The sequence below is a fragment of the Salinibacterium sp. UTAS2018 genome (genome assembly GCF_004118935.1).
In the GTDB taxonomy this organism is placed as follows: Bacteria; Actinomycetota; Actinomycetes; order Actinomycetales; family Microbacteriaceae; genus Rhodoglobus.
In genome coordinates this window covers 2,247,546-2,274,324 of record NZ_CP035375.1, presented here as the reverse complement: position 1 = coordinate 2,274,324, position 26,779 = coordinate 2,247,546, and the positions used below count along the sequence as shown (strand labels likewise).

26 protein-coding genes are annotated in these 26,779 nt (G+C 62.8%); 12 read left to right on the top strand and 14 right to left on the bottom strand.

All coding sequences use genetic code 11. The features are described 5' to 3' along the window. Window positions 1-24: 24 nt before the first annotated feature. Window positions 25-846, bottom strand: coding sequence for a M15 family metallopeptidase (locus tag ESZ53_RS10830; RefSeq protein WP_168187233.1), 822 nt, complete (start codon window positions 844-846; stop codon window positions 25-27). A gap of 76 nt (window positions 847-922) precedes the next feature. Between ESZ53_RS10830 and ESZ53_RS10820 the strand changes: the two genes are divergently transcribed. Next, entirely contained in the window at window positions 923-1,207 is a 285-nt protein-coding gene (locus ESZ53_RS10820; RefSeq protein ID WP_129072840.1) for a GNAT family N-acetyltransferase, read from the top strand. Window positions 1,208-1,228: 21 nt separating this feature from the next. Here the strand turns inward: ESZ53_RS10820 and ESZ53_RS10815 are convergent, their stop codons facing one another. From ESZ53_RS10815 to ESZ53_RS10795, 5 genes are read right to left on the bottom strand one after another with little or no spacing between them, the layout of a single operon-like run. Next, window positions 1,229-1,984 (bottom strand): heme ABC transporter ATP-binding protein, encoded by a 756-nt coding sequence (locus tag ESZ53_RS10815; protein ID WP_129072839.1) that lies wholly within the window; start codon window positions 1,982-1,984, stop codon window positions 1,229-1,231. Next, entirely contained in the window at window positions 1,981-3,039 is a 1,059-nt protein-coding gene (locus ESZ53_RS10810; protein WP_129072838.1) for an iron ABC transporter permease, read from the bottom strand. Before ESZ53_RS10810 ends, ESZ53_RS10815 begins: the two co-directional genes overlap by 4 nt. Further along, window positions 3,018-4,067, bottom strand: a complete 1,050-nt coding sequence (locus ESZ53_RS10805; protein WP_129072837.1) for a biotin/lipoate A/B protein ligase family protein — start codon at window positions 4,065-4,067, stop codon at window positions 3,018-3,020. The genes ESZ53_RS10810 and ESZ53_RS10805 overlap by 22 nt, the downstream gene beginning before the upstream one ends. A 33-nt stretch (window positions 4,068-4,100) precedes the next feature. Continuing rightward, entirely contained in the window at window positions 4,101-4,562 is a 462-nt protein-coding gene (locus ESZ53_RS10800; RefSeq protein WP_129072836.1) for an HIT family protein, read from the bottom strand. Further along, window positions 4,562-5,563: an alpha/beta hydrolase gene (locus ESZ53_RS10795; protein WP_129072835.1), complete on the bottom strand. Its 1,002-nt coding sequence runs from the start codon at window positions 5,561-5,563 to the stop codon at window positions 4,562-4,564. Before ESZ53_RS10795 ends, ESZ53_RS10800 begins: the two co-directional genes overlap by 1 nt. Window positions 5,564-5,912: 349 nt before the next feature. On the opposite strand from ESZ53_RS10795, the gene ESZ53_RS10790 reads away from it, so the two are divergent. The 3 genes from ESZ53_RS10790 (at window position 5,913) to ESZ53_RS10780 (ending at window position 8,446) form a co-directional block, all read left to right on the top strand. Beyond that, window positions 5,913-6,629: a hypothetical protein gene (locus ESZ53_RS10790; RefSeq protein ID WP_129072834.1), complete on the top strand. Its 717-nt coding sequence runs from the start codon at window positions 5,913-5,915 to the stop codon at window positions 6,627-6,629. Window positions 6,630-6,695: 66 nt separating this feature from the next. Further along, window positions 6,696-7,112 carry a MarR family winged helix-turn-helix transcriptional regulator gene (locus ESZ53_RS10785; protein WP_129072833.1) on the top strand — a complete coding sequence of 139 codons (417 nt, stop codon included), beginning with the start codon at window positions 6,696-6,698 and terminating at the stop codon, window positions 7,110-7,112. Continuing rightward, entirely contained in the window at window positions 7,109-8,446 is a 1,338-nt protein-coding gene (locus tag ESZ53_RS10780) for an MFS transporter (protein WP_129072832.1), read from the top strand. Before ESZ53_RS10785 ends, ESZ53_RS10780 begins: the two co-directional genes overlap by 4 nt. Before the next feature lie 62 nt (window positions 8,447-8,508). Here ESZ53_RS10780 and ESZ53_RS10775 read toward each other — a convergent pair whose 3' ends face one another. Genes ESZ53_RS10775 through ESZ53_RS10765 form a run of 3 tightly spaced genes read right to left on the bottom strand, consistent with a single transcriptional unit; the run spans window position 8,509 to window position 11,947 of the window. After that, window positions 8,509-9,357, bottom strand: a complete 849-nt coding sequence (locus ESZ53_RS10775) for a transglutaminase family protein (protein WP_129072831.1) — start codon at window positions 9,355-9,357, stop codon at window positions 8,509-8,511. Further along, the gene (locus ESZ53_RS10770) at window positions 9,354-10,286 is read right to left on the bottom strand and encodes an alpha-E domain-containing protein (RefSeq protein ID WP_129072830.1); all 933 of its coding nucleotides are present in this window, start codon (window positions 10,284-10,286) and stop codon (window positions 9,354-9,356) included. The genes ESZ53_RS10775 and ESZ53_RS10770 overlap by 4 nt, the downstream gene beginning before the upstream one ends. Continuing rightward, on the bottom strand, window positions 10,280-11,947 hold the full coding sequence (locus ESZ53_RS10765; protein ID WP_129072829.1) for a circularly permuted type 2 ATP-grasp protein: 1,668 nt from the start codon (window positions 11,945-11,947) through the stop codon (window positions 10,280-10,282). Before ESZ53_RS10765 ends, ESZ53_RS10770 begins: the two co-directional genes overlap by 7 nt. Before the next feature lie 85 nt (window positions 11,948-12,032). Between ESZ53_RS10765 and ESZ53_RS10760 the strand changes: the two genes are divergently transcribed. Then, entirely contained in the window at window positions 12,033-12,677 is a 645-nt protein-coding gene (locus tag ESZ53_RS10760; RefSeq protein WP_129072828.1) for an alpha/beta hydrolase, read from the top strand. Between the two features lie 73 nt (window positions 12,678-12,750). Here ESZ53_RS10760 and ESZ53_RS10755 read toward each other — a convergent pair whose 3' ends face one another. Next, the gene (locus ESZ53_RS10755; protein WP_246837297.1) at window positions 12,751-13,449 is read right to left on the bottom strand and encodes a TrkA family potassium uptake protein; all 699 of its coding nucleotides are present in this window, start codon (window positions 13,447-13,449) and stop codon (window positions 12,751-12,753) included. Further along, on the bottom strand, window positions 13,442-14,800 hold the full coding sequence (locus ESZ53_RS10750; RefSeq protein WP_129072827.1) for a TrkH family potassium uptake protein: 1,359 nt from the start codon (window positions 14,798-14,800) through the stop codon (window positions 13,442-13,444). The genes ESZ53_RS10755 and ESZ53_RS10750 overlap by 8 nt, the downstream gene beginning before the upstream one ends. A gap of 90 nt (window positions 14,801-14,890) precedes the next feature. Here ESZ53_RS10750 and ESZ53_RS10745 point away from each other — a divergent pair, with 90 nt between their 5' ends. Then, a complete protein-coding gene (locus ESZ53_RS10745) occupies window positions 14,891-15,472 on the top strand; it encodes a CrcB family protein (RefSeq protein ID WP_129072826.1) in 582 nt (193 codons plus the stop codon). After that, window positions 15,469-15,843: a CrcB family protein gene (locus tag ESZ53_RS10740; protein ID WP_129072825.1), complete on the top strand. Its 375-nt coding sequence runs from the start codon at window positions 15,469-15,471 to the stop codon at window positions 15,841-15,843. Before ESZ53_RS10745 ends, ESZ53_RS10740 begins: the two co-directional genes overlap by 4 nt. 37 nt (window positions 15,844-15,880) lie before the next feature. On the opposite strand, the gene ESZ53_RS10735 is transcribed toward ESZ53_RS10740, so the two are convergent. Further along, window positions 15,881-16,321 (bottom strand): nitroreductase family deazaflavin-dependent oxidoreductase, encoded by a 441-nt coding sequence (locus ESZ53_RS10735; protein ID WP_129072824.1) that lies wholly within the window; start codon window positions 16,319-16,321, stop codon window positions 15,881-15,883. Window positions 16,322-16,416: 95 nt separating this feature from the next. On the opposite strand from ESZ53_RS10735, the gene ESZ53_RS10730 reads away from it, so the two are divergent. After that, entirely contained in the window at window positions 16,417-16,908 is a 492-nt protein-coding gene (locus tag ESZ53_RS10730; RefSeq protein WP_129072823.1) for a hypothetical protein, read from the top strand. A gap of 44 nt (window positions 16,909-16,952) precedes the next feature. Here ESZ53_RS10730 and ESZ53_RS10725 read toward each other — a convergent pair whose 3' ends face one another. Next, complete coding sequence (locus tag ESZ53_RS10725; RefSeq protein ID WP_129072822.1) at window positions 16,953-19,523, bottom strand: LuxR C-terminal-related transcriptional regulator; 2,571 nt, start codon at window positions 19,521-19,523, stop codon at window positions 16,953-16,955. Between the two features lie 132 nt (window positions 19,524-19,655). Between ESZ53_RS10725 and ESZ53_RS10720 the strand changes: the two genes are divergently transcribed. After that, window positions 19,656-20,573: an NAD(P)-dependent oxidoreductase gene (locus ESZ53_RS10720; RefSeq protein WP_129072821.1), complete on the top strand. Its 918-nt coding sequence runs from the start codon at window positions 19,656-19,658 to the stop codon at window positions 20,571-20,573. 36 nt (window positions 20,574-20,609) lie between these two features. Here ESZ53_RS10720 and ESZ53_RS10715 read toward each other — a convergent pair whose 3' ends face one another. Continuing rightward, window positions 20,610-23,285, bottom strand: coding sequence for an alpha-L-rhamnosidase (locus ESZ53_RS10715; RefSeq protein ID WP_129072820.1), 2,676 nt, complete (start codon window positions 23,283-23,285; stop codon window positions 20,610-20,612). A gap of 248 nt (window positions 23,286-23,533) precedes the next feature. Here ESZ53_RS10715 and ESZ53_RS10710 point away from each other — a divergent pair, with 248 nt between their 5' ends. The 3 genes from ESZ53_RS10710 to ESZ53_RS10700 all read left to right on the top strand — a co-directional run bounded on the left by ESZ53_RS10710 (window position 23,534) and on the right by ESZ53_RS10700 (window position 26,700). Then, window positions 23,534-24,844, top strand: a complete 1,311-nt coding sequence (locus ESZ53_RS10710; protein ID WP_129072819.1) for an ABC transporter substrate-binding protein — start codon at window positions 23,534-23,536, stop codon at window positions 24,842-24,844. Window positions 24,845-24,937: 93 nt separating this feature from the next. After that, window positions 24,938-25,873, top strand: coding sequence for a carbohydrate ABC transporter permease (locus tag ESZ53_RS10705; RefSeq protein ID WP_129072818.1), 936 nt, complete (start codon window positions 24,938-24,940; stop codon window positions 25,871-25,873). Further along, entirely contained in the window at window positions 25,870-26,700 is an 831-nt protein-coding gene (locus tag ESZ53_RS10700; RefSeq protein WP_129072817.1) for a carbohydrate ABC transporter permease, read from the top strand. The genes ESZ53_RS10705 and ESZ53_RS10700 overlap by 4 nt, the downstream gene beginning before the upstream one ends. Window positions 26,701-26,779 lie beyond the last annotated feature (79 nt).

Here is a 26,779-nt window from a genome sequence, read left to right as displayed (position 1 = left end):
TCACGAGTTTAGAGGGGCGAGCGCCTAGCCGTAGTTCGGTGCGGCGGGCAGCCCGAAGAACTCTTCGAGAGTCTGGATGCCCGTGCTGTGCAGTTCAGCGGCGAGCGCCTTACCGACGAAACGCAAGTGCCACGGTTCGTACTCGTAACCGGTGATGTCGGTTTTACCCTCGGGGTAGCGAACGGTGAAGCCGTACTTCCACCCGTTCTCATCGAGCCACCGACCCTGCGGGGTATCTCCGAAGCACTGCTCGAGAGAGCAGTAGGCGGGCAACGCGCTGATGTCAATGGAGAGCCCCGTTTGGTGCTCGCTGTGCCCCGGGCGCGCGCTCGTGAGGTCCGCGCCCTCTTGGCCATACTGCGCGACCCAGCCGGCGTACACGCTCTCTTGCGACCAATAACTTCGGTACGAGCTCTGCGATTGCATTTGCAGTCCCGTGTCGTTTTGGTAGGCGGCGAACATGTCGACGACGGCAGCCGCGGCTTCCGGTCGTAAGTACGGCTCATTGGCGTAGGGAACATCGACGAAGACGAGCTCAGGTTCGTAGGTGTCGGGGTTGAGCGGACGCAGCTTGTTCGCCACGACCCAGAGGCTGCTCGCCTCGTCGATGGAGAACTGATTCTTGTCGAAGGTCGGTGTCGGAGTAGGCGTGGGGGTCGGTGTCGGAGTCGGGGTCGGCGTGGACGACACCGTCGGGGTGGCTGTTACGGCCGCTTCGGGCGTGGGCTCGAGGGCCACAATCGACACAATTAGCGCAATAACAATCAATACCAGCCCGATAGCCGAGATGATGATCAAGCGGCGGTTGGAACCGGCAGAGGTGATGGGGGGCACAGAATCAGACACCCGTCGATACTATTCCCCCGCTCAGGAACGCCACGGAACGCATCCCCAAGTGAACGCCCACGAGTAGTCTTGTCCTATGGCCAGCGAAGTTATCAACGACCCCGCGATGAACCGCTACGAGTTGCTCGTTGATGGTGTTCAGGTGGGCCTTGCTGATTACCAGCTGCGCGATGATCAGATCGTTTTCGTTCACACCGAAATCGACCCCAAGCACCGCGGTCAGGGCCTCGGCGCTGATCTTGCTCGGGGTGCGCTCAATCTGGTGCGGGCCGAAAGCGACTGCCGCGTCGTAGCCAAGTGTGAGTTCATCGACAAGTTCATCACCGACAACCCTGAGTACCGCGACCTGCTGAGTCGTTAACAGCCGCCGCACGCAGCGCCGTCAGCGGCGAGGGACGACGACCGGATGCCCACCCACGTCGTGCAGGTCGACCGCGAGGCCGTACACCCGCTCGACTCGCTCGGCGGTGAGCACCTCGCGGGGAGTGCCGATGGCGTCGAGCGTGCCATGCGCGATGAGCGCGAGCCGGTCGGAGTAGGCGCCGGCCAAACTCAAGTCGTGAAGAACAACGACGACGGCCCGGCCATCCTGAGCGATCGAGCGCGCGACGCGCATGACATCTTCTTGATGACGGAGGTCGAGGGCGGCTGTCGGCTCGTCCAAGAACACGACCGGGGTGTGCTGAGCGAGCACGCGCGCGAGCGAGACGCGCGCCTTTTCACCACCCGAGAGCGTCGTGTAGCGACGGTCACCCAGGTGAGCGACATCCGTCACTTCCAAAGCTTCGTTGACGACGGCCACATCGTCGCGACCCTCAAGTTCGCGCGCCCAGGGGCTACGCCCCATCGCCACAACCTCGGAGACACGGAACGGAAAACTCACACTGTTCTCTTGCGTAAGCACGGCACGCAGTCGAGCGAGCTCGCCGTGGCGGATGCCGCCCACGTCGCGGCCGTCGATGGTCACGATGCCGCTGTCGGGCTTTCGATCGCCGCTCAACACCGCGAGCAGCGTGGACTTTCCGGCACCGTTCGGGCCGACAAGCGCAAGCACTTCGCCGGGAGCCACGTCGAGGCTGACGTCATCAAGAATCGCGCGGCCACCGAGCCGCACGCCAATATTGCGCGCGCTAATCATGCCCAGCCTCCGCTCTGACGACGTTGGCGGAAGAGCAAGTAGAAGAAGAACGGGCCACCGACGAGCGAAGTGAGCAAGCCGATCGGCAGGTCGCCACCGGCCACCACCGAGCGGGCGAGCAGGTCGGAGAGCACGAGCAGCACGCCACCGCCGATGGCACTCGCAACGATGAGCGGGCGGTGGGCCGGGCCGATCGCCATGCGCATGGCGTGCGGCACCACAAGACCAACGAAGGCGATGATGCCGACGAAGGCCACGGCCACGCCGGTGAGTAGCGCGACGATCACGATCGAGACGATGCGAAGGCGTTCCACATTGACGCCGAGGTGGCGGGCGTTGCGCTCCCCCAGCGCCAGAAGGTCGAAGGGGCGAGCGAGCACGATCGCAGCCGTGAGGCCCACGGCGGTCACGAGGGCGACGATGAGCACTTCGCTCCACCGCGATCCATTCAGCGAGCCCAGCTGCCAGAACACGATCTGTTCCCGGCTGCCCGAGTCGGCGACGAACAGCAGAAAGGCTAAGCCCGCGCCGGCAAAGGCGTTGACGGCAATACCCGTGAGCAAGAGCGTGACGACTTCCGTGCGGCCGTTGGCGCGCGACACGAAGTAGACGAGCAGAGTGGCGAGAAGACCACCGACGAACGCGAAGAGGGCAATCGCGCCGTCGCCGAGAGCGGCTACGCCCACGACGATGGCGATTGCAGCACCGAGCGCAGCACCGGATGAGACTCCCACGACGCCGGGTTCGGCCAGCGGGTTACCGAAGATTGCCTGCATCACAGCACCCGCCACGGCGAGCGCCGCCCCGACGACCAGCGCCATCGCGATGCGGGGAAAGCGCACGACCCAGAGCGTGGATTCCACGATCGAATCTGTCGGCGCCCATTCGTTCTGGATGCCGAGAGCGCGCAGCAACGACCCGCCCACTTCGGCCGGGCTTACGGGTAGTTGCCCGAGCACTGCCGACGCCACGATGCCGCCGAGCAGCAGCGCGGCCAGAGTGAGCGTGAGGGTCACGCCGCGAAGGGTGTGTTTCACGGAACGCGCTGCAACCACTCTTCGGTACCGAACTTCTCGGCAACGAGTTCTTCAGCGCGCGCAATCTCGTCGCTCGTCAGTTCACTCTCGGCAAGGCCATGGAGCCCACGGAAGGTCTCAACCATGGTGTCGATGATGTCGGCGCGCTCCATGCCGGTCTGGCTGCGCAGAGGGTCGACCCGCTTTGAGGCCGACTTGGTGCCCTTGTCGCTCATCTTCTCGCGACCGATGCGCAAGACCTGAACCATCTTTTCGCCGTCCATGTCGTAGCTCATGGTGACGTGGTGCAGGACGGCTCCCGCGCCGAGGCGCTTTTGGGCGGCTCCACCGATCTTGCCGGTGGGGCTCGCGATGTCATTGAGCGGCTGGTAGCTCGCGTCGATGCCCAGAGATTTGAGGGCGATGATGACCCACTCGTCGAGGAAGGCGTAGGAGTCAGCGAAGGTCATGCCCTGTACGAGCTCGACCGGAACATAGATGGAGTACGTGATGACGGTGCCGGCTTCCATGAACATCGCGCCTCCACCGGAGATGCGTCGCACCACCTCGAAGCCGTACTTCTTGGCGTTCTCGAGGTCGACCTCGTTACGCAGCGACTGAAAGCTGCCGATCACGACGGCGGGCTTATTCCACTCCCAGATGCGCAGAGTGGGCTTGCGGCGACCGGAGGCGACCTCTTCGGAGAGCACCTGATCCATCGCCATTTGCATCCGGGGCTCGAGGGGCGGGCCGGTGACGATCTGCCAGTCGTAGTCTTTCCACGTCGTGGCACGCTGCAGGGCGCGACGGATGGTGGTGGCTACTGATTCGGCAGAGAAGCCGAGCATCACGGTGCCCTCGGGCAGCGACCGCTGAATCGCGGTCGTGATGGTCTTCGCGTCTGAGTTGGCCGGCAGGCCTTCGACGGCGGCGTTGATATCTTCGAGGGCCTCATCCGGCTCTAAGAAGAAGTCACCAGCAAGACGAAAGTTAGTGATGGCGTCGTCGACAACATCGAGATCGACCACTACGAGTTTTCCGCCGGGCACCTTGAATTCGCCGTGCATCGCTTACCCCTGTCTAGTTGTACTCAATCCAGCCTACTGGCCTGCGTCGGGCTGCGGAATTGACCAGTCGAGCGGAGGCACAAACTCCCCATGCCCGTGGTCGATCATCCGGCCGCGCAAACGCTGAAAAGCTTCGTCGAGCGCCTCGGTACCGGGATCGCGATTGATGCCGGTGTGGCTGTATTCGTACACGTTCCACGACGGCCAGACGTGCAAGTGTGCGTGCGGAACCCGGTAGCCCTCGAACATGAGCCCGACACGATCGGCATCCCATTCGTCACGCTGAGCCAAACCGATCAGGCGGCCGACGCGGAAGATGTGCAGCGCGAGTTCTTCGTCGAGGTCGCTCCAGCGATCCACTTCGATGCGCGGAATCACAAGGATGTGCCCCGGCTTGCGGGGCTCGATCGTGAGAATGGCAAAGACACGGTCATCCGCCCAGATGAAGCGCCCCGGCGAGCGACCGTTGAGAATCTCGGTGAAAATTGACGCCATTATTTGGATGGTGCTGGTTTGGATGGTGCTGGTTTGGATGGTGCTGCGTCGCTCGGTGCTGCGTCAGACTTCGCTGAGCCGGGCTGAGTAGCCTCGTTCTGAGCTGCGGGCGGCAGCGGAGCATCCGGATGCACGGGCTTGAGCCGCGCATCGAGCCACGCCACGAGGTCGGCGATCACTTCGTCTTTGTTGGTCTCGTTGAAGATCTCGTGGCGTGCGCCCGGGTAGACGATCGCTTCGATGTCGGTGAGCTTGGAGCGCACGACGTAGTCAGAAGCGAGCGCCTCAATGCTTGCCTCGCCGCCGAGCGAATCTTCGTCGCCGATCATGATGAGCAGCGGGATGTCGCGGGCGAAGTGCTTCGCCGGGCGGCCCATGAGGCGCATTCCGTCGACGGGGCCGAAGAGCTTGAGGGCATCCGCGTAGAACGTCAGCGGGTCGTTCACAAAGTCTTCAGCAACCTGGGGATCGCGGCTGAGCCACTCGTAGCCGGTGGTGCCGAGGTTCTTGTGCTTGGCGTTGAGGTTGCCACTGTTCATGTGGGCGAAGGTGCGGTGCGCGGTGCCCGTGAGGATCGCGACTTCGTACTCGTCGGAGTGCGCGTTGAGCACGTCTTGCACCATGAGCGAGCCCCACGAGTGGCCGAGGAGCGCGAGGGGAAGTGTGGGGTGATCGCGGCGGATGATGGCCGAGAGTTCGCGGATGTTTTCAGTAGCCGCCCGCAGCCCACCCTTGCCGAGCTTGCCCAGCTTGCTGGCATCGCCCGCGTTCTGGTCGAGACCTGTGGCACCGTGGCCGCGGTGGTCATCGGCGTAGACCGTGTAGCCGGCAGCGATGAGGGCTTGCGCGACGTGCTCGTAGCGGCGGGCGTGATCACCTAGTCCGTGCGTGAGCTGCAGCACTGCGTGGGCTTTCGGTGATTCCCACACGTAGTAGTGAATCGTGACTCCGTGCGCGTCAACGTAGGAGTGGTCAGTTCGTGGCGCCGTAAACGTGGGCATATGGGCCTCCTTGCTGCTGCCATTCTACGGCGGTGCGCTGAAGAGAGGCAGTGCAAAATTAGTCGCTGCGACGCTGCACGCGCGGAGGTGAGCGACCCATCAACCGGCGCGTTCATCGATGTTCTTCGGAACGGCGCACCGAGCTATACCGGTGAGCAAGGGCTCCACCCCGTTATTCGCTGGGAATGGTATCCGCCCCAGAGCCGCGAAACGATAGCCGCTGTTCTCCAAGCGGAGAGAATCCACTACAGCAACGGATAACCCTCGCGGCCTCCCCGAAGGAGATCTCCACGATCGGCTAACGTGGAGATTGCTCGACTCCTCGACGCTTGCACCCCAAAGGAATCACATGGCTACTCCTGCGCCGCACGATCTGAGCCTCGCCGAGTCCGTCTCGCTGGTGGCGTGTTACGCAGCGGTCACCGGTGAACGACTTCGGCAGAACAAAACCTGCGCTGGACGTCCGGAGCGCACAGAGGCCGCTGCAATGCTTATGGAGCTCGCGGATGACGAATCCATTGTGATCGAGAACATAGAATTCCCCCGAATTCAGAACAGGCGTCGCACCTCCACGGCGCGCGTGGGCCTCAACGAGCCGCGCAATCCTCTCCTCCTGCCGCTGTGGCAGGCGCTGCACAAACAAAGCAAACCTCGGCTCACAGAGTCTTTGTTGGACTCCATGCCGACGGGAAAGCTCCACGAACGCCTAACCGCTGCGGGGCTCCTGACACAAGGTGGCGCGTTCATCACACGGGATCTCCTGACGCCCGAAGGAATTCGCGTGCGAGCCGAGCTGAGCGAAGAGATCAACTCCTACCTCGATTTAGGAAAGGAAGCTGCCCCGCTTGGGCTCAGCGAGCGATCAGCCCTCACGTTGGCACTCATCCTTTACTGCGAGTTGCACGGTCCGTGGATCGCTGGGCACTCCCCGGAAGCAGCGCTCGAGGTGATGAGGCGACTTAAACTCGCTGTCACCGACCTCGTGTACAGCTCTGAAAGAGCGGATTACCGAGGCCAGATTCTCCTCACGCTCACGTCAGTGAATGCCCGGGACAATTGGATCTAAATTTCCACTGGCTCATTCCAGGAGCATGAAAGTCGTTAGCAAGACTAATTTGCTAGGCTAACGAATATGCCTGACAAACTTGACGACGAACTCCGCATCGCGTTTATGCGCATCGCCCGTCGCATCCGGCAGCAACGCCACGACGACACCCTCAGCGACAGCCAACTCTCCGTTCTCTACGTGCTCAGCCAACACGGCGGCAGCACGCTTGCCGCCCTCGCCGAGCACGAACGCGTCACCCCGCCCTCGATGAATCGCACCGTGAACTGCCTCAGCGACGACGGCCTCATCACGCGCTCCAGCTCGCCCGACGATGGCCGCAAAGTGCTTATTGAAGCGACGGATGCCGGCATCGAGCTGGTCGACAAGACTCGCCAGCGCCGCGCCGAATGGTTCGCTGCCGAACTCTCGACCCTCTCGGCCGACGAGCACGCCGCCCTCCACGCCGCCATTCCCGTTCTCCTGAAGTTGGCCAATTCGTGAGCGCAATGTTCCGCTCGCTTCGCTTCTTCAACTACCGGCTCTGGACCATTGGCGCGATCGTCTCCAACACCGGCGCGTGGATGCAGCGCACCGCCCAGGACTGGATCGTTCTCACCGAACTGACCGACCACGATGCCGCCGCTCTCGGGTTCACGATGGCACTGCAGTTCGGCCCCCTGCTGCTGCTCATGCCCATCGCGGGAATCATCGCCGACCGCTTCGACCGCCGCGTCGTGTTGCTCTGGACGCAGTTCAGCCAGTTCATCCTCGCGCTCGGCCTCGGTATCCTCGTGATCTCGGGCTACGTCGAACTCTGGCATGTCTACGTCTTCGCGCTCCTTCTTGGTGTGGCTACCGCGATCGATGCGCCCGTTCGCCAGGCCTTCGTCTCGGAACTCGTGAGCGACAAAGACCTGCCGAACGCGGTCGCTCTCAACTCCATGTCGTTCCAGAGCGCACGCCTCATCGGCCCCGCCATCGCCGGGGTGCTCGTAGCGGCGATCGGCTCCGGACCCGTGTTCCTCGTGAACGCCGCCTCATTTGCAGGCGTTCTCGCCTCGCTGTGGTTCATCCGCCGCAACCAGCTTTACCCGGTGGCCAAGCTTGGGCGAGCGAAAGGCCAAATTCGGGATGGGCTGCGCTACGTTCGCAATCGGCCAGACATCCTGATCGTGCTTGTCATGGTCTTCTTGGTCGGAACCTTCGGGTTCAACTTCCCGGTCTTCATCTCCACCATGGCGACCACCGAGTTCGGCAAGGGCGCCGCCGAGTTCGGCTTGCTCTCGTCGATGATGGCCGTCGGCGCAATCGTCGGCTCGCTCTTGGCTGCTCGCCGCGAGCGCGCCCGCCTGGGCGTCGTGGTGGTCGGCTCAGCGTTCTTCGGCATCGCGTGCATGATCGCCGCTCTTGCCCCCAGCTACTGGACTTTCGGCGCCGCCCTCACGATCGTCGGCGTCTCCTCGCTGACGATGATGACAACCGCCAACGCCTACGTGCAGACTTCAACAACACCGATTATGCGCGGCCGGGTCATGGCGCTCTACCTCGCGATCTTCGCCGGCGGCACCCCGATCGGCGCCCCCATCGTCGGCTGGGCCGCCAACGAACTCGGCGCTCGCTGGGCCCTCGGCATCGGCTCCCTTTCGGGGCTACTCGCTGCAGCCGCCGCGCTCATCTGGTTGTTCTACAGTCGCGGGATGCGGGTCGGCCGCGTTCCCGAAAGCCGCTTCCGCCTGCGCTTGCGCTTCCCGCCGGAGCCCACGCCCGACGAAGAGCGCGAACTCGCGACGCAAGAGATCGCGATCGTCGAGACCACCACGCGCCGCACGAGCTAAGCGCAGAGAGGGGCGGATGCTCGCAGCATCCGCCCCTCTCTGTCGTTATCGCTTATGGCCGCTTAGGCCTCGCGAGTGATCTCCACGCTCACGAACAGCTTTGAACCGAACGGCCCCGCGTACACACCACGGAGCGGCGGCACGTCGTTGTAGTCGCGACCGCGACCCACCAGCACATGACGATCGCCAATGTCGATGAGGTTCGTGGGGTCATAGCCGCGCCACTGCCCAGCGCAGAACCACTCGATCCACGCATGGGATTCGCCCGTAACCTTCTCGCCGATAGCGGCATCCGGTTTGGGGTGAAGGTAACCAGACACGTAGCGAGCCGGGATGCCGACCGAACGCAGAGCGCCGAGCGCCAGGTGAGCGATGTCTTGGCAGACACCCTTGCCCCCGGTCCACGCTTCTGTCGCAGTCGTTGCCACTCCCGTGACGCCGCTCATGTACTCGATGGCGTTACCGATGGCCTTTGAGATTTCGAGCGCGCTCTCGCACGCGTCATCCGACTTCGCGGCAATATCTTTCGCGAGTGCGACGACCTCTTTCGGCGGCTCGGTGCGACGCGTCTGGCTGAGGTTTTCAACCGCATCCATTGAGAGCTCGGCGGCCGCATGCAGGTCGGCCCACGACATGCACTCCGACTCGTGCTCGCGCTCATGAACCTCAACGAGGCTCGTGGCCGTCAGTGACAACTCTTTGTGGCCCGTCAGCACCTCGAACGAGGCAACCCGCGAACCCCAGTAGTCGACATAGTTGCTCTGACTCGAGAGCGGCAGAATGTCGAGGTTGGAGAACAGCACCAGTTGACTCTCGACGCTGGCGGGCAGCATTCGGGCCTCGTTGTACGACGCCGTAACTTCTCCGCCGTAACTGAAACCGGTGGAATGGACGATCCGTAGACGCTTCATGAGACCTCTCCAACCCACTCGGGAGCGGCATTCGTGGGGAAGTAGCGATGACGCACTGCCTCCGAAGCCGCACTCGTTGCTGCCTGCACTCGATCCATGTGGTGAGGCAGGTCATCCAAAATTTCGGCGATCGGCCGGTACTCAAGCTCACTGCGAATCTTGCCCAGCAGACGCTGCGCATTATCGTTCACGCCGACACGGTTCATGCGGTGAGGCTCAAGCTCACGCATGCAGTCCTCGGCCCGAGAAACGGAGAAGAGGATGCTGCGTGGGAACAGTCGATCGAGCAACAAGAATTCGGCGGCATTGCTCGCGCTCGGCACACCGCGGTAGGTGCGCAAGTACGGCTCGTACGCGCCACACGACCGCAGAATCGTGGTCCACGACGGACCACTCGCTTCGGTGAGGCTTCGCGTCGCCAAGAGTCGTGCGGTCATGTCCGCACGCTCGAGGCTGCGACCGAGGGTGAAGAACTGCCAGGCTTCGTCCCGGCTCGTCGCGGACTCCACGATGCCGACGGCAAGAGCGGAGCGCTCGCGCACCCAAGAGAAGAAGTCGGCGACTTTGTCTCCAGAAATGCGGCGCGGCATCCGCGTCTGGGTGGTGTTGAGGCACTCCCACAGTTCGGTCGACACGATCTCGCGAGCACGACGTGCGTTCTCTCGAGCGGCGCCGAGCGAATAGGCGATCGAGGCCGGTTCGGTGCGGTCGACCGCGAGGATCGAGAGCACGTCACCGCGAGTGAGCGTGACGTCGGCCGGGGCCTCACTACCCATCACGCTCAGGAGCGCACGGCAGGCGTCATCCTCTTCAATCCAGGGATCTTCGAGAAGCAGCTGAAGGTGAACATCGAGGATGCGTGCGGTACCGTCGGCGCGCTCAATGTAGCGACCGATCCAAAACAGTGATTCTGCGATGCGGCTCAGCATGATTGACCTCCCTCGGTGTCGACACTCTGCTGTTGTTGCTCTTCTTGACGTTGACGCTGAGTGAGCGTTCGCGTGCTGTCTTGATCTTCAGCGTGGTCCTCGTGAATACCCGCTTCGAGCAACATCTCGGGCGTGATGACGGAGATCGCCTCCGTATCGGCCTGACGCTCGACGAGCCCCTGCACGGTGCTGTCGGATTCGGCGACCTTCTCGCGGCCCACCACCCACGTGTCTTTCGAGCCGCCACCTTGCGAGCTGTTGACGACGAGCTGGCCCTCGGGCAGCGCGACGCGAGTGAGACCACCCGGCAGCACCCAGACATCATTTCCGTCGTTGACGGCGAAGGGGCGAAGGTCGGCGTGACGCGGGCGCATGCCGTCATCAATCACGGTGGGGATTGTCGAAAGCTGAACCACGGGCTGCGCGATCCAGCCCCGCGGGTCTTTGAGAAGCTGCTTGCGCAGTGTCTCCAACTCTGGCTTCGTTGCGGCGGGGCCGATGACCAGTCCCTTACCGCCGGAGCCATCCACAGGCTTCACGACGAGCTCATCGAGCCGGTCGAGCACTTCTTCGAGCGCCCCCGGATCTTCAAGACGCCAGGTGTCGACGTTGGGGATGATCGCCTTCTCGCCGAGGTAGTACTCAATGAGATCAGGCAGGTACGTGTAGACGAGCTTGTCGTCGGCGACGCCGTTTCCGACCGCGTTGGCGATCGTCACATTTCCGAGGCGAGCCGCGAGCATCATGCCGGGGCTACCCAACATGGAGTCGGCACGGAACTGCAGCGGGTCGAGGAACTCATCGTCAACCCGGCGGTAAATCACGTCGACCCTGGTGGGACCGGCCGTGGTGCGCATCCAGACTCGACCGCCGGAGCAGAACAGGTCTCGACCCTCCACGAGCTCAACGCCCATGAGACGAGCGAGCAGCGTGTGCTCGAAGTACGCCGAGTTGTAGACACCCGGAGTGAGCACAACGACGTTGGGTTCATCCACGCCGCCCGGCGCACTGGCACGCAGAGCCTGCAGCAGCTTGTGGGGGTAGTCGCCGACGGGGCGAACCCGCATCGAGACAAACAACTCGGGAAGCGTTTGGGCCATGACTCGACGGTTCGAGATCACGTAACTCACACCACTGGGCACGCGCACGTTGTCTTCGAGAACGCGCCACGCACCCACTTCGTCGCGGATGAGGTCGATACCGCTGACCTGAATGCGAACGCCATTCGCGGGGTCGATTCCCGCCGCTTGACGATGGAAGTGGCTGGATGAGGTGATCATCCGAGCCGGAATCACACCATCTTTGATCGCATTCTGGGGCCCGTAAATGTCGGCCAGGAATGCCTCGAGCGCTCGAACGCGCTGCTTGATTCCCGACTCCACCTGTTTCCACTCGGAGAGGTCAATAACTCTGGGAACTGCATCCAGAGGAAAGGGTCTCTCTTCGCCAGCGAAGTCGAAGGTAACGCCCTGGGCGAGGTAACTGTCGGCGAGTGCTTCAGTACGTCCGCGCAGTTCTTCCTGCGTCATTTGCGCCAGCGCGTCATGGATCTCGCGGTAGGGGCGACGTATCTCGCTATCGGCAGAGAACATCTCATCCCACGCGGCTGGTCCGGTGCGTTTGGAGGCGCTTGATGTGTATCCGTCAAACAAATCTGCCATGTACAGACACTAGGCCGATTGAAGCATTTTCGCTCGCACGTGCGTTGATTCCACCGAAATGTCTTGCACAATTTACAGTTAAGTAATGGCTGCACACCTCCCCACAATTCTCGTTCTCCCCGGTGGAGGGTATTCGCACCTCGCACCCCACGAAGGCGAGCCGGTTGCTGCCTGGTTGCGCTCAATCGGTTGGAATGCTCGCGTCGTGGAGTACCCCGTGAGCACGAAGCATCCCGCCCCGTTGCTGGCAATTCAGTCTGAAATTGCGAAGGAACGTGCGCTAGGGGCCCCGCTCGTGGGCGTTTTGGGCTTCTCCGCCGGCGGCCATTTGGCCGGCCACGCCGCCGTCGCGCCCGTCGCACAAGACAACGAACGCCCCGACTTCGCCGTGCTCGGCTACCCCGTGGTCAGCATGGTGACACCCACGCACGCCGGGTCTCGCGAAGAACTCATCGGGCTGGATGCCAACGACTACCTCCGCCAAGACACCTCGATTGAGTTGTTGGTGACGCCCGCTACTCCACCCATGTTCATCTGGCATACGGCTGCTGACGCGCCGGTTCCGGTCGGAGAACACTCCTACCCGCTTGCCGCAGCGTTGGCGGCGGCGGGCGTACGCCACGAACTGCACGTGTTCTCCGACGGCAAGCACGGGCTTGGCCTCGCCGAGGGAACGCCGGCGGAAGCGTGGCAGGCACTCTGCGAAATCTGGTTGAGCTCGCTGCGCTAGCGAGAGGCCGCTGTGCTGCTCTGCTGCTGCGTCCGGAACCCCGCGCCTAGCGGCGCAAACGCTGCGTCGCGCTCTAGCGGCGCAAGCTGAAGGCTTCGGCCTTGTTGGTCGGGCCCGAAACGAGAATGGTGTCGTCGGCGGCAATGACGGTTTTCTCGTCGGTGTAGGTCCAGGTGCCGCCGAGCGGGCGAACAGCCGTAACCGTGACTCCCGCCGTTGATCGCACCCGCGACTCCCCCAGTGTCTTGCCGATAATCGCGGCGGGCGGCGCCATCTTGACGAGTGAGAAGTTATCGCCGATCTCGAGGTAGTCCTGCATCGATCCCCGCACGAGGTGAGCAACGCGACGCCCCATTTCCTTCTCGGGGTAGATCACGTGCCCCACGCCGAGCTGCTCGAGAATCGTGCCGTGGGCATCGCTGACGGCCTTGGCCCAGACGTGCGCCACGTTGTATCGCAACAGCAACGACGTCGTCAGGATGCTCGCCTGAATGTCACTGCCGATCGCCACGACCACACGATCGAACTCGGGCACCGCCAACTGCTGCAGCACCTCCTCGCGGGTAGAGTCAGCGGCGACCACGTGAGTGAGTTGCCCGTTGAGTTCTTGCACGATCGACTCATCCAGATCGATGCCGAGCACCTCGGTGCCGTTAGCCATCAGCTCCAGCGCCAGAGCGCGACCGAAACGCCCCAACCCGATGACCGCCACAGAATCTGCTGCGGCCACGGTAGCGGCATCCGAACCAGAGAACATACGCAATTTAGCCAATGATCGGCCTTTCTTTGGGAAGTTCATACAGGACAGCGCGCTCACGCAGAGCGAGCGCGGTAGCAAAACCGATGGGGCCAAGGCGGCCCACGAACATGAGCACGGCCAAGATAAGTTGCGCGGCCACGGGCAGCTCGGGCGTGATGCCCTCCGAGAGACCGACGGTGCCGAAGGCCGATACTGTTTCGAACAGCACGGGGCTCAACGGCAACCCGGAGAGCAGCATGATCGTGACGGTGGATGTCGCGACGACGCCGACCGAGAGCAAGACCACCGCGATCGCCTGGCGGTGCACGGCGCGCGACAGTCGCTTGCCGAAGACATTCACGACGCCGTCTCCGCGGACCTCCGCAAGGAGGATGAAGAACAGCACCGCGAAGGTCGTCACCTTGATGCCGCCGGCAGTGCCGGCGGGGCCGCCGCCGATGAACATGAGCGCGGTCATCCCGAACTGTGTTGCTTCACTCATGGCGCCGATATCGACGCTGTTGAAGCCAGCGGTGCGAGTTTGGACCGACTGAAAGAAGCCCGCCAAAAGCTTGGCAGGCCAGTCGAGCGGGCCGAGGGTGGCGGGGTTGTTCCATTCGATGAGGGTGATGTAGGCGGCGCCAGCGACCAGCAGCAGCGGAGTCGCCGCGAGAACGATGCGCGTGTTCATGCTCCACTTGAGGCGGTTACCCCCAAAGCGCAGCAGTTGAACGATCACGGGAAAGCCGAGGCCGCCCAGGATGATCTCGGCGCACAGTGTGAGTGAGACCACCGGGTCGTCAACGAACGAGATCATGTTGTCGCTGAAGAGCGCAAAGCCCGCGTTGTTGAACGACGACACCGCGTGGAAGAGTGCAAACCACGCCGCCTCCCCCACGCTGTAGCCATAGCGCAGCAAAAACCAGAAGAAGAGGATGAGTGCGCCGACGCCCTCGATGACGAGCGAAATCTTGAGCACACCAAGAACGAGGCTGCGCACGTCTCCAAAGCCCACGTTTTTGGTTTCGGCGGCGGCCGTAATGCGCGAACGCAGCGACAGTCTTCGCACAACCGCGATACCGATGATGGAGGCGAAGGTCATGACGCCGAAGCCGCCGACCTGGATCAGCACCATGATGACGACCTGGCCAAAGCCCGTCCAGTAGGTCGACGTATCGACGATCACGTGGCCGGTCACACACATCGCGGAGACCGCGGTGAAGAACGCCTCCACGAGGGTTGCGCCACCCGGACCGGTACGCGAAATGGGTAGCGCCAGCAGGGTTGTGCCCGCTGCGATACCAATCAAAAACCCGAGAAGAGTGAGCTGCGCTGGGTGAACCAGTTTTCGCTTGCTCCCTGTCCCGCGAAGGATGTTGTGCACCGGGATACAGTACGCCTGTTTCGGGCAAAGTCGTACGGTTTTCTTTCGCTACGCTTAACATCAACCACCGCAACGACCGGAGATCTCACCGTGCCCCACGCCCCGGACGACCGGACGCAGGCCGAGGAGCTTCGAGCGCCCGTGCGCCGCCCGTGGCACTTCCCCCGCTGGCGACGTCGCCTGCGGGCTCGCTTGCCGATGAACAGCGACATCGAGATCACTCGCACCGTCGTGGGCATGCCCGAGATGATCCGCATCCGCCCCCGGCATCTCGCGCTGGCTGCTCTCGGCGGCGGTCTCGGTGCGGCAGTGCGATTCATCATCGCGCAGACAACCCCGATCTGGGAGACGCTCTCGCTCGGCACGATCATCGTGAACGTGGCGGGGCCGTTTCTGCTCGGGTTACTGCTTCAAACCTTGGCCGAACGCCAAGAATCGAGACGGATGCGCGTCATCCGCCTCCTCACCGCCGTTGGCTTCTTGGGCGCCCTGACCAGCTACGCGCAGCTCGCGATCGACATTGTGATCGTCTCGGAACGCCATCATGTGCTGCTCGCCGTTGCTTATGGCAGCGCAACGCTCATTGCCGGAGCGGGAGCCGTGTGGCTGGGCGTCTTCACATCGAAGAGTTGGTTCCGCATTATTCGCCAGCACGAACGGTTGGTTCGATGATTATCGGAGCGCTCTTCATCACCGTTGCGGGCGGGCTCGGCGCCGCCCTGCGCCTGGCCGTGAATGCATTCGTGCACCGCCGCATCCGCACCAACTATCCCGTGGCGATGTCGATCATCAACATCACCGGGTCGTTTCTGTTCGGCCTCATCACGGGGATGACAGCGGGCCACTTCGTGCCCGAAGAGCTTGGCCTCTACGCTGGCGTCGGCATGGTGGGTGGCTTCACCGCGTTCAGCACGACGAGCTTTCAGACTCTGCGGCTGCTGCAAGAGAGTCGCGTGTGGCTCGCGATTCTCAACTCGTTCGGCATGCTTGCCGTCGCCGTGCTGATGGCGGCGCTCGGACTCATGCTCGGGCGGGCGCTGTAGCTGCAGCTGAGTCAGAGCGCAGCACCCAGCCGCTCGCTTAGGCGCTGATCGGCTCCAACACGAAGACGGGAATCTCGCGCTCAGTCTTGGCTTGGTAATCCTCGTAATCGGGATAGGCCGCAACCGCGCGCTCCCACCAGAGCGCCTTTTCGTCGCCGGTCACTTCTCGCGCCTCGAAATCGCCCTTGAAGCCCACATCGTGCAGTTCGACATGCGGGTTGGAAACGATGTTGTAGAACCAGACCGGATGCTTGGGAGCCCCGCCCAAGGAAGCAACAACGGCATAGCGGCCGTCGTGTTCCACCCGCATGAGCGCGGTCTTGCGCAACTTGCCAGACTTGGCACCAACCGTGGTCAGCACGATGATCGGCATGTCTCTCATGAGGTTGCCTTCGTGGCCATTGCTGGCTTCGAAAACGTCGGCCTGGTTGCGGGCCCACTCCGACGTGCTGGGTTCGTATTCTCCTGTTAGCGGCATGCTTCCACGTTACCTTCCGGCGCCTGAAGACATTACTCAGAGATAGGTAGTTTCTACTCACGCGCTCGCGTGGGTGTGAGGGCTTTACTGGTTACATGATTACCTCACAGCGCGCGCTGACAAGCGCAACCGCCATCGCAATCGCGGCCGGCCTCAGCCTTTCCCTCTCCGGTTGCTTCGCCAACCCCCTCGAGAGCTTCACCGATAACCTCATCGAGGACACCGTGGAGAACGCGATTGAGGGCGCTACGGGAGTAGACGTCGACGTTGATGGGGATGGTTCCGGAGGATCGTTGCCCAAGTCGTGGCCGGCAGAAGTTCCCGCCCCCGATGGCAACATCCTCTTCTCGCTCGGCATCGACGATGGCTACAGCGCCACGATTCAGGTGGACTCCGACGCGGCAGCCGAGGCAGGCTACGAAGCGCTCGTCTCGAGTGGCTTTGAAATGATCTCTGAATTCTCGCTGGGAGACGAGGGGGTCATGTACGGCCTCGAGAGCGACAGCTGGATCGTTCAGTACTCGTGGGGCACGAACGAAGAAGATGGAACTCTCGTGAACATGATTCTGACGGGCGTCGATGAGTAGGAACTAGCGCCAGTTGCGGCGCATCCTTTGAGTGATCGCCGCAACTACAGCTCAAAAAGAAACTCTTCGAGTTCCACCCGACCCTTGACGCCCAGCTTGCGATAGATGCGGGCTAAGTGGTTATCAACGGTGCGAACGGAAAGCCCGAGGTCTTCGCCAATTTCGCGACTTCGCCTTCGACCGGCAGCGGCTCGAGCGATTGTCCACTCCCGCTCGGTGAGCTCGTCGGCGGGTACCTCGCCCGGTACGCGATCCATGTCGGCGGCCAGGCGGCGGGCGAGCAGCGTGGCTTTACGCTCCCACTCGCGGCGGTCTGCCTTGGCCGCGACACGCGCACCTTCGAGAAGGCCGTCGACCGCGAGCGCAGCCACTCCCGAGGCAGCAAGAGCAGGCGCGAGTTTACAGAGGCGGGCAACATCCGCTGCCGCTGCCGCTTCGGTCCATTCCCGGATGCGGGCAATCAGCGGTGACGGCGATAGTTGCGTCAGCAGTTGCAGTTGTTCGAGCGCGGCAGCCGGATGCCCGACCCGGATCGCCACGGTCAGTGTGAGGGCACTCAGCAGGAAGTGACCGAGCATGATCGCCTCGGCGACGGCCGCGACGATGACGCCCGCGGCCTCGTCATGGCGGCCTTCGGCGGCGAGCAACCAGGCCTCACACTCCGCGCGCTGCAGAATGACTTTGGCGTCGCCCGCCTGTTCGGGGGAAACCTCGGAGAGCAATTCGCGTGCCGTTTCGGGATCGCCCAGTTGCGCGTCGACGGTGGCGTGAAGGGCTACGGCGGTGCCCAAGAGCCCGGTGAAGTCACGCCACTTGAGCTGTTCGACCGCGAGCGAAGCGAGAGTTTGGGCATCACCGACGCGCCCTTCGTGCAGGCGCACGATGGCCAGCGCATACGACCACACTCCCGCAGAGTCGGCAAAGCGGTCGAGACGGCGCTGAGTTGCGAAATCACGAGCACGGCCAATTTCAGCATCAGCAACGAGCGCCAAGAACTCGGAAAGGTCGAGCAGCGAACCGGCAAAGGGAGCTTCGAACCGGTAGGCGTCGGCCAAGGGGCGGGTCTGCAGAATTGCCGCAAACGCGTCGGCCGGATTGCCGGCCATTGTCGCGATCATGGCGGCCGTGAGCCCGGCGTTCACGGCGCCGAGTCCGCCGTCGGGCGATACCGGGCCCGCGACCTCGGTCAGGGCATGAGCGTCTCCGGTCATGAGCTGCCATTTCGCGAGTTCCGGTCGCAGCACGGCTTGGGCGCCCGGATCCATTCTCGACAGCTCACACGTCACGCGATCGACGGCATCCGAGGGTCGGGAGAGACGATAAACCATGTGCTGTCCCCAGCGGGCCAGAGCGATGGCACGCTGTTCCTCGTCCCGTGACAAGGCGATAGCGGACTCAAAAACAACCGATGAGCGCTCAGATTCGGCCAGCGCCGAGAGGGCACTCGCGAGAACGAGTTCGGGCGCAAAACGGCGTTCGGTGAGCTGAGCCCGTTCCGCGAGCGAAGCCGCCACCGCATGGTCGCCAGCCGCATGCGCGTAGCTGGCCGCCCAATCCAGATCGTCGTTGCTGATTTCGGCATCGGTGGTGGTCAGCAACACGGTCGCGGTGAAGCGCAGTTGCTGATCGTGCATCGGCATCAGTCGCCCGGCGACGTCCTTCACAAGCTCGGCACGCGCGGCCTGTTCGAGATCGATCGTGAGCGCCTCGGCAAACAGCGGGTGAGCCAGGCGCACAAGCGGCGTGGTCTCGGTGCCGGCATCCTCGGCGATGCCCTCGCTGGTGAGATGAGCCAGTGCGTCGATTTCGTCGGCAGCGATCACCGAGCGAGGGATCGGTTGCGCGATCGCGATCAGTTGCGCCAATCGGCGCGGAGCGGGAGCGAGTTGCTCCACGCGGTCTGCAATGGTGGCGCGCACATGCTTCGGCAGCGTGGCCACCGAGACTTCAACACCAAAATCGCCGGTGCGGATGCCGCCCGCTCGCCCCGCCGCAAAGATCAGTTCCCGCAGCATCAGTGGGTTTCCGCGGCTCGCCTCGAACAGGGCGCGAAGGCTCTCTGGGCGCACGGTGCCCCCTAAATACTGTTGGAGGATCGACTGGCTGTGCTCGAGACTCAGACCCTCAAGCTCGACAATGTCGATCAGATTTTCGTGAAGCAGGCGAGCGATGGGGCCGTCGACCTCGTGCGAGTCGCGAGCGGTGAGCAGCGTCGTGACGCCGAAGACTCGCACCAGTTGGTAGAGCACACCGGCCGAGACGGCATCCAGGAGCGGAGCGTCATCGATGACGAGGACGAACTTGTGCGGGTTCTCCCCCACCACCCCGACGAGCGCTTGCACCCGATCGCTCACGCTTTCGATATCGTGCCTGCCGGCGCTGGCCAGTACGGGAGCGAGGGCCCCGAGCGGCACCTCCGCCAGCTCAGCGAGACCGATTATGGGGATCACGGTTCGTCCGTCGGCGCGCAGTGCGTGTGAGATGTGGGCGCCCAATGTTGTCTTACCGACGCCGCTCGGGCCCCGCAACATGACCGACCGCGAATGCGGGCCGCGAAGGGCCGCGAGCACAGCATCCCGCTCACTTTCGCGAGGGAGAACGGGCCAGCGAGCCATAATGTCCCCCTCCTGCACGCAATAGTCGACGTCGCCGCCAGCATAGCGGCCGGGTGTTGCGGACTAAATAACGATTGCGTGAGGCATGCTGGATACGCTGTTGCCCACCGCCTTGTTCAGGAGACCTGCGCCATGATCACTATCGCTCTTCCCGACCAGCAGACGTTCGACCGATTGGCGCCGCAACTGTCCGACGTTGATGTGATTGTGTGGGCTCTCGCCGATGGCGCACCGCCACGGCACATTGACTTGGCCCTTCTGGGCTACCTGGGTGCCTCCGGCGGCCTGAGAGGGTTTGCCGGCCTAGACGTCGCCGCGCTTCAATCGCAATCGCTCGGGTACGACGGCGTGCAGGGCCGCCTGCCCGCGGGCATCACCTATTGCAACGCTGTGGGAGTGCACGAATCTTCCACCGCGGAACTCGCCGTCGGCATGATGATCTCGGAACAGCGCGGTTTTCCCGAGCACTTTGCGAACCAGCAGACCGGCACCTGGAGCCAACACGAACAGCCCGGTGTCGCCGGCAAGACCGTCGTGATTGTCGGAGCTGGCGGCGTGGGAAACCAGATCGCCGACAAGCTGGCACCCTTCGAGGCCAACGTTGTGCGCGTCGCCCGCACCAATCGCAGTGACGAACGCGGAGCCGTGCAGTCGATGGATGCACTGCCCGCTTTGCTGGCCCGCGCCGACATCGTCGCTATTGCCGTGCCCCTCAACGAAGCCACCACGGGGCTCGTCGATGCCGCCTTCTTAGACGCCATGAAACCCGGCGCGCTGCTCGTGAATGTGTCTCGAGGCAAAATCGTCGATACCGACGCGCTCGTTGCTGCGGCATCCGCGGGTCATGTTCGAGCAGCGCTCGACGTCACCAACCCTGAGCCGCTACCCAGCGACCACCCGCTCTGGTCGATCCCTGGTGTGACCATCACGCCGCACATCGGCGGGGCAACCTCAGCGATGCACGCCCGAGTAGATGCCGTCATGCGCGAGCAGGCCCGCCGCCTAGTAGCCGGCGAGCCCCTCGCGCACGTGGTGGTTGACGGGCGCTAGCGGTCTACCCCGCTAACGCCCGACCACTCCGTACTACTAGCTAGCGGGCTGAGCAATCACCGGCTGAGTGACAACGATGGCGTGAGTTCCGGCACTTAACGAGACGCCGTTCTCTACCGTGACGCCGTCGACGGTGATCACCGATGAATCGCCGACTGGGGCATCCAGTAGGCCGGTGCTTCCCATGGGAAGCGTGACCGTAGCCAGCAGCGAATCGTTCTCGAGACGCCAGTCGATGGCAACTTCACCGGCGCGCGATTCGACAGAGGCTCGTGCCCAGTCGATTCCCACTGCCGGGCGCGGAGCGACATGCACGAGTTCGTAACCGGGGCGCTCTGCGTCGGGAGCGATGCCGGCCACCGTGCGGTAAACCCAGTCAATTACTGCGCCATACGCATAGTGGTTGAACGAGATCATCGAGTCGCCCGTGTCCATGTCGCCCTGATGGATCGAACCATCGGGCTGGATGGCATCCCAGCGTTCCCAAATCGTCGTGGCTCCGCGGTCGACCTGGTACAACCACGACGGAGCATCGCGGCGCAGCAGCATGAGGAATGCTTCGTCGTTGTGGCCCGTGCGCGTCAGCGCCGGCAAGACCAATGGAGTGCCGAGGAAGCCGGTCGTGATGCGACCGGCGGTGTCCCGCACGAGCTGAGCGAGCTCGTTTCCGAGAGTCTCATGCTCAGCAACGGGCGCAATCGTGAACTCAATGGCCATCGCAAGTCCGGCGGCGCTGTTGCGCGCGTCGGTTCCCCAGCGCTTCCACGTCTCGGCCGCAACGGCATCAGCGAGCGCGTCAATCCGCGTGGCTTCGTCCGCGTCACCGACCAAGCGCTCAGAGCGAGCAAGCAGTCGAGCCGAGTGCGCGTAAAACGCGTTCGCCACGAAGTCCGCCGAGACCTTGGCTTCCCACGGACGGTCGCCCGGGGCATCAGGGTCGAGCCAGTCACCGAACTGGAACTCGGTCGACAGCACGATGCCGTCGCCCGCCCAGTTGGCCAAGTACTCCACCCAGCGGCGCATGCTCGAGAGCTGCTGCTCGAGAACTTCGGTCGAACCGTAGGACTCGTAGATCGACCACGGCACGATTGTCGCCGCATCGCCCCACCCAGCACGCCCCATGATCGACGTCGGAACGCCATCGAGAAGGAAGTCGGAGTCGATGAGCATGTTGGGCACCACGGCAGCGACCGCACCGTCATCATCCTGATCAATCTCAAGGTCGAGAAGCCAGGAGCGCCAAAAGCTTTCGGTGTCGAAGATAGTGTTGGCGGTCATGGCGAAGGCTTGGGCGTCACCCGTCCACCCCATGCGCTCATCGCGCTGGGGACAGTCGGTCGGAACTGAAACGAAGTTGTCTCGCTGCGACCAGAGCACATTCTCGTGCAAGCGGTTCAGCGCGGTGTGTGAGCTCTCGAAGTGGCCGCGGCGCGGGGTATCGGAGCTGATGGCGATGCCGACCGCACTGACGATCTCAACATTACCCAGCACATCCGCGTACCGGAAACCGTGGAAGGTGAAGCGCGGTTCGAGCGTGTGCCCGCCGTCGCGGTCGAGCACGTAGGTGTCTGTTGCCTTCGCCGAGCGGAGCGCCGCAACGTGCAGAGCGCCGTCGGGCTCGAGCACCTCTGCATGGCGAACCGTGACGGTATCGCCCTTCTTGCCGCGAACCACCAAGCGCACCCAGCCCGCGATGTTCTGGCTGCCGTCGAGCACGGTGCGTTCTCCGGTGGAGACCGTGGTCATCGAAAATTCGGCGATGGTGCGGATCGGGGGCGCAATGCGGGGAACGAAGAGTGCCGGGTCGACATCCAGAACCTGCACGGCGCTCCACGCGCTGTCGTCGAATCCGGGGCTGCTCCAGCCGGTGGGCTCCAACGAGAAGTCGATGTCGGTGCCGTCATAAATGCTCGACGCCGTGACCTCGCCCGTGGATGCTCGCCACGAGTCATCGGTGCGGAACTCCTCACGGCTGCCATCGGCGAACTCCACCTCGAGCTGAGCGATGAGGCCCAACTCGGTGCCGTAGATCGCGTCGCGGTCGCGCCAGCCGAGGCGGCCGCGGTACCACCCGTCGCCGAGCATCGCGCCGAGCACGTTCTCGCCTTCCGTGAGTAAAGCGGTGACGTCGTGCGTCGCGACAACGATGCGTTCTTGGTAGGCGGTCCAGCCTGGAGAGAGGTGCTCTTCTCCGACGCGAGTGCCGTTGATTGCGAGTTCGTGAACGCCGAGCGAACTCACGCGCAACCGCGCCCGCACGGGCTTGCTGGCCAGCGTGAGCGAGCGGCGGAAGTACGGCGAGACGCCGGCAAGTGGGGCTGGCACGCTAATGACGGCCGCGCTGAGAGTGTCAACGCCTGCTTCGACGGCGAGCTCGCTGCTCCACGCGGTCCAGCCGGCGGCTGTTGCAACGCGAACGCGAAAGTGACGCACCCCCGCAGCGGGAAGGTCTCCCCCGGGAGCGAGAACTCCGGATGTCCCTGCACCCTCGGTCGGGTCGGTCACCAACTCTTCGGTGTCGTTGCCGTTGCCGTTGCCGTTGCGCCAGGAAATTTGGTACCCGAGTACCGCCGCAGCTTGTTCGCCTTCGAGCGACCAGGTCAAGCGCAGCCCCGTTCGCGGTACGCCGATCAGGTCGTCGGTGTACTGGGTCCGCAGGTGCGTTGCCCGAAGTCGATCATCAGACTTATCAAAAGTCGGTAGGAATGCCACAGGTGGGGGCCCTTTCGTTTACGTCGTTGTGAGTTCCAGCCTACATAAAACGTTTCAATTAAAATACGTTTATTACGGGTTTTTTGTCACGCGGGGAAGGATTATCGGGGCCGCGGAAGCTCATAGATTCTCATATTTATCGACTCCGATTGACAGCCTCGGGATTCGCCCGTATTCTTTCAGGACGTTGAACCGATTCAATTATGTAGCACCAAGAAACATTCCGACTTTACAAGGAGGTAAAGCAAATGAACGCATTCAAAAAGCGCAGCAAGCTCATGGCGGCACTCGTGACTGGAGCAGCAATTTCGCTCACGATCGCCGGCTGCTCAACCGGCGGAGCAACGACAGACGGGAAAGTTGAACTTTCGCTGCTCGTCGACAACACCGACGCCAACATTGCAACGGTAGAGGCGCTCGCCGAAGCATTCACCGCTCAGAACCCCGACATCGAGATCGACGTTCAGACTCGTCCCGGTGGCGAAGAGGGCGACAACCTCATCAAGACGCGACTTGCTACCGGCGAAATGACGGACCTGTTCTGGTACAACTCGGGTTCGCTCATGCAGGCGCTCAACCCCGACCAGACGCTGCTTAACATCGCAGACGAGCCCTTCATGGACGCCGTCACGTCAACCTTCATTGACGGCGTCAGCACGCCGAACGGTGTCTACGCTGTTCCCGCCGGAACCGGAATGGGTGGCGGAATTCTCTACAACGAGGCCATCTACGCCGAACTCGGCCTCGAAGTCCCCGTCACGTGGGATGAGTTCATGGACAACAACGAAGCCATCTCGAACGCTGGCTACGACGCCGTCGTCCAGACCTACACCGACGCGTGGACTTCACAGCTCTTCGTTCTCGGCGACTTCTACAACGTTCTCGCAGAAGAGCCCAACTGGGCAGACGACTACACCGCCAACAAGGTGAACTACGCCGACGACGACGTAGCCATCCGTGGCTTCGAGCGTCTCCAAGAAGTTTACGAAGCCGGCTACCTCAACGAAGACTTCGCCTCGTCGACCCTCGATGACGGACTGCGCATGCTTGCTCAGGGTGAGGGTGCTCATTACCCCATGCTGAGCTTCGCAGTCTCAACCATCGTTGAGCTCTACCCCGACCAGGCTGACGACATCGGATTCTTCGCCCAGCCGGGAGATGGCCCGTCAAACGGTCTCACCACGTGGCTCGCAAACGGCATTTACGCTCCCGCCGACACCGAGCACCCCGACGAAGTCAAGAGCTTCATGGCATTCATCGCAACGGTAGAGGCCTGCGACGTGCAGTCTGACGCCGTCGGAGCAACCGGACCGTACTTCATCGAAGGTTGCGTGCTTCCCGATGACGTTCCGAACGCCACCGCCGACCTGCTCCCCTACTTCGAGACCGAAGGCGGAACCGCAGCAGCTCTCGAGTTCCTCTCTCCCGTCAAGGGACCGTCGCTGCCGCAGATCACCGTTGAGGTAGGTTCGGGCATCCGTTCCGCCGCCGAGGGCGCATCGCTCTACGACCAGGACGTCACCAAGCAGGCACAGCAGCTCGGACTCGAAGGCTGGTAACCAGCACTTCGGCAATACGCTGAAACAATCGCGGGGGTCGACTCGACTTCGAGTCGGCCCCCGCATTCATCCATCACAGTCAACGGAGACATCATGGCCATAACCACCGAGCGGCGGCTCGCGCGCCAGTCGAAACGACCGGGGCGCCTTCCCGAAAAACCCCGCAAAAGCCGCCAGAAGAGCCAGTACCCGATGTGGTTCTACATCCCGGCGGCCGTGCTCTTCTTCACGCTGTTTGTGGTTCCCACGATCGCTAGCTTCTACTTCAGCCTTACTCGCTGGTCACTTTTCGACATCGAGTTCATCGGCTTTGACAACTTCGCCCAGTTCTTCCGTGAGCCCATGCTCATTCAAGGGTTCGTGAACACCTTCATCTTCGGGTTCATCACCTCGGGGCTGAAAGTCGTCTTCGGCCTGCTGCTGGCTGTGTTGCTTTCCAGCCAGATCATGGGCCGCACCTTCCTTCGCTCAGTCGTCTTCTTCCCCGTGCTGGTCTCAGTTGTCGGCGTCGGCATCACCTTCCGCGTGCTCATGGATCCCTTCGACGGACTCATCAACACGGCCCTTGCCGGCATCGGCGTCGACGGCCCAGGCTGGCTCACCGACCCCAGCTACGCCCTGCTCTCCGTCGCTTTCGTTGAAGTCTGGCGCGGCGTCGGACTCGCGACTCTGATCTTCATCGCCGGAATCGTCGCTATCCCGGATGAGTACTTCGAAGCGGCCACCACAGATGGTGCGAGCCCCTTCCAGAATTTTTGGCACATCACACTGCCGCTGGTTCGCCCCGCCATGGTGACCGTCGTCATCCTCTCCCTCATCGGTGGATTGCGATCGTTCGACCTCATTTGGGCGATGACGCGTGGCGGCCCTGGCTTCACCAGCGACGTGATTGCCTCGGTGATCTTCAAGCAATACCAAGCGGGGTTCTACGGCCTCTCGAGCGCCGGAAACGTGGTGCTCTTCGTTGTCGTCACCGCGATCATTGTGCCCATCTTCTGGTTCCTCAACCGTAAGGAGGCAGACCAATGAAACGTCGTACCCGCTCGATCTTGACCGGAACCCTCGCAATCATCGCGTCGGTCATCGTGTTCCTCGTGCCGTTCACCTTCATCCTGATCACGGCATCAAAGACCCGCCAAGAGTCTGCAGCCCTCGAGTTTTCCTGGCCGGAGCAGTTCGCTCTCTTCGAGAACATCGTGGAGGTCATCCAAACTCGCGACTTCATGCTCATCACGGCGTTCATCAACTCCACCGTGCTGACAGTGGCAAGCGTCACCCTCATGGTGCTGTTTTCCGCCATGGTGGGCTGGGTACTCCAGCGACGCCAGTCACGCTGGAACCCCGCGATCAACCTCATGGTTCTCGCTGGGCTCATCATCCCGCCGGCCGTCGTGCCGACCATCTGGGTGCTGCAGGGCCTCGAGCTCTTCGGAACGCTCCCCGGTTTGATCCTCATTGAGGTCACATTCGGACTCTCGTTCTCCGTGCTGATGTTCCGTGCCTTCATTGCCGCCATCCCTCGTGAACTCGACGAAGCGGCGACCATCGACGGAGCAGGGCCCATCCGGCTCTTCTTCCAGGTTGCGTTCCCCCTGCTGCGGAGCGTCATCGTCACGGTGATCGTGGTGCAGGCAGTCTTCGTCTTCAACGATTTCCAGAACCCGTTGTACTTCTTGCCCGGTGACGAAAACGCCACCGTGCAGCTGACGCTCTACAACTTCCAGAGCCAGTTCAATACTCAGTGGAACCTGCTGTTTACGAACATTCTTCTCATCACGATCCCACCCCTGATTATGTACATCTTCTTCCAGCGGCAGATCGTGGCCGGTATGACGAGTGGCGCCGTCAAGGGCTAATCCGCATAACCACCACGTATGGGTGCTGTCCTTCGGGGCGGCACCCATACGTCGTTAAGCTGCACTGACGTGGTTAATC

Coding starts and splice junctions, on each gene's coding strand:
- ESZ53_RS10820 (WP_129072840.1), top strand. CDS start 923: ATGGCCAGCGAAGTTATCAACGACCCCGCGATGAACCGCTACGAGTTG.
- ESZ53_RS10815 (WP_129072839.1), bottom strand. CDS start 1,984: ATGATTAGCGCGCGCAATATTGGCGTGCGGCTCGGTGGCCGCGCGATT.
- ESZ53_RS10805 (WP_129072837.1), bottom strand. CDS start 4,067: ATGCACGGCGAATTCAAGGTGCCCGGCGGAAAACTCGTAGTGGTCGAT.
- ESZ53_RS10800 (WP_129072836.1), bottom strand. CDS start 4,562: ATGGCGTCAATTTTCACCGAGATTCTCAACGGTCGCTCGCCGGGGCGC.
- ESZ53_RS10795 (WP_129072835.1), bottom strand. CDS start 5,563: ATGCCCACGTTTACGGCGCCACGAACTGACCACTCCTACGTTGACGCG.
- ESZ53_RS10790 (WP_129072834.1), top strand. CDS start 5,913: ATGGCTACTCCTGCGCCGCACGATCTGAGCCTCGCCGAGTCCGTCTCG.
- ESZ53_RS10785 (WP_129072833.1), top strand. CDS start 6,696: ATGCCTGACAAACTTGACGACGAACTCCGCATCGCGTTTATGCGCATC.
- ESZ53_RS10775 (WP_129072831.1), bottom strand. CDS start 9,357: ATGAAGCGTCTACGGATCGTCCATTCCACCGGTTTCAGTTACGGCGGA.
- ESZ53_RS10770 (WP_129072830.1), bottom strand. CDS start 10,286: ATGCTGAGCCGCATCGCAGAATCACTGTTTTGGATCGGTCGCTACATT.
- ESZ53_RS10765 (WP_129072829.1), bottom strand. CDS start 11,947: ATGGCAGATTTGTTTGACGGATACACATCAAGCGCCTCCAAACGCACC.
- ESZ53_RS10760 (WP_129072828.1), top strand. CDS start 12,033: ATGGCTGCACACCTCCCCACAATTCTCGTTCTCCCCGGTGGAGGGTAT.
- ESZ53_RS10740 (WP_129072825.1), top strand. CDS start 15,469: ATGATTATCGGAGCGCTCTTCATCACCGTTGCGGGCGGGCTCGGCGCC.
- ESZ53_RS10735 (WP_129072824.1), bottom strand. CDS start 16,321: ATGCCGCTAACAGGAGAATACGAACCCAGCACGTCGGAGTGGGCCCGC.
- ESZ53_RS10730 (WP_129072823.1), top strand. CDS start 16,417: ATGATTACCTCACAGCGCGCGCTGACAAGCGCAACCGCCATCGCAATC.
- ESZ53_RS10725 (WP_129072822.1), bottom strand. CDS start 19,523: ATGGCTCGCTGGCCCGTTCTCCCTCGCGAAAGTGAGCGGGATGCTGTG.
- ESZ53_RS10720 (WP_129072821.1), top strand. CDS start 19,656: ATGATCACTATCGCTCTTCCCGACCAGCAGACGTTCGACCGATTGGCG.
- ESZ53_RS10710 (WP_129072819.1), top strand. CDS start 23,534: ATGAACGCATTCAAAAAGCGCAGCAAGCTCATGGCGGCACTCGTGACT.
- ESZ53_RS10705 (WP_129072818.1), top strand. CDS start 24,938: ATGGCCATAACCACCGAGCGGCGGCTCGCGCGCCAGTCGAAACGACCG.
- ESZ53_RS10700 (WP_129072817.1), top strand. CDS start 25,870: ATGAAACGTCGTACCCGCTCGATCTTGACCGGAACCCTCGCAATCATC.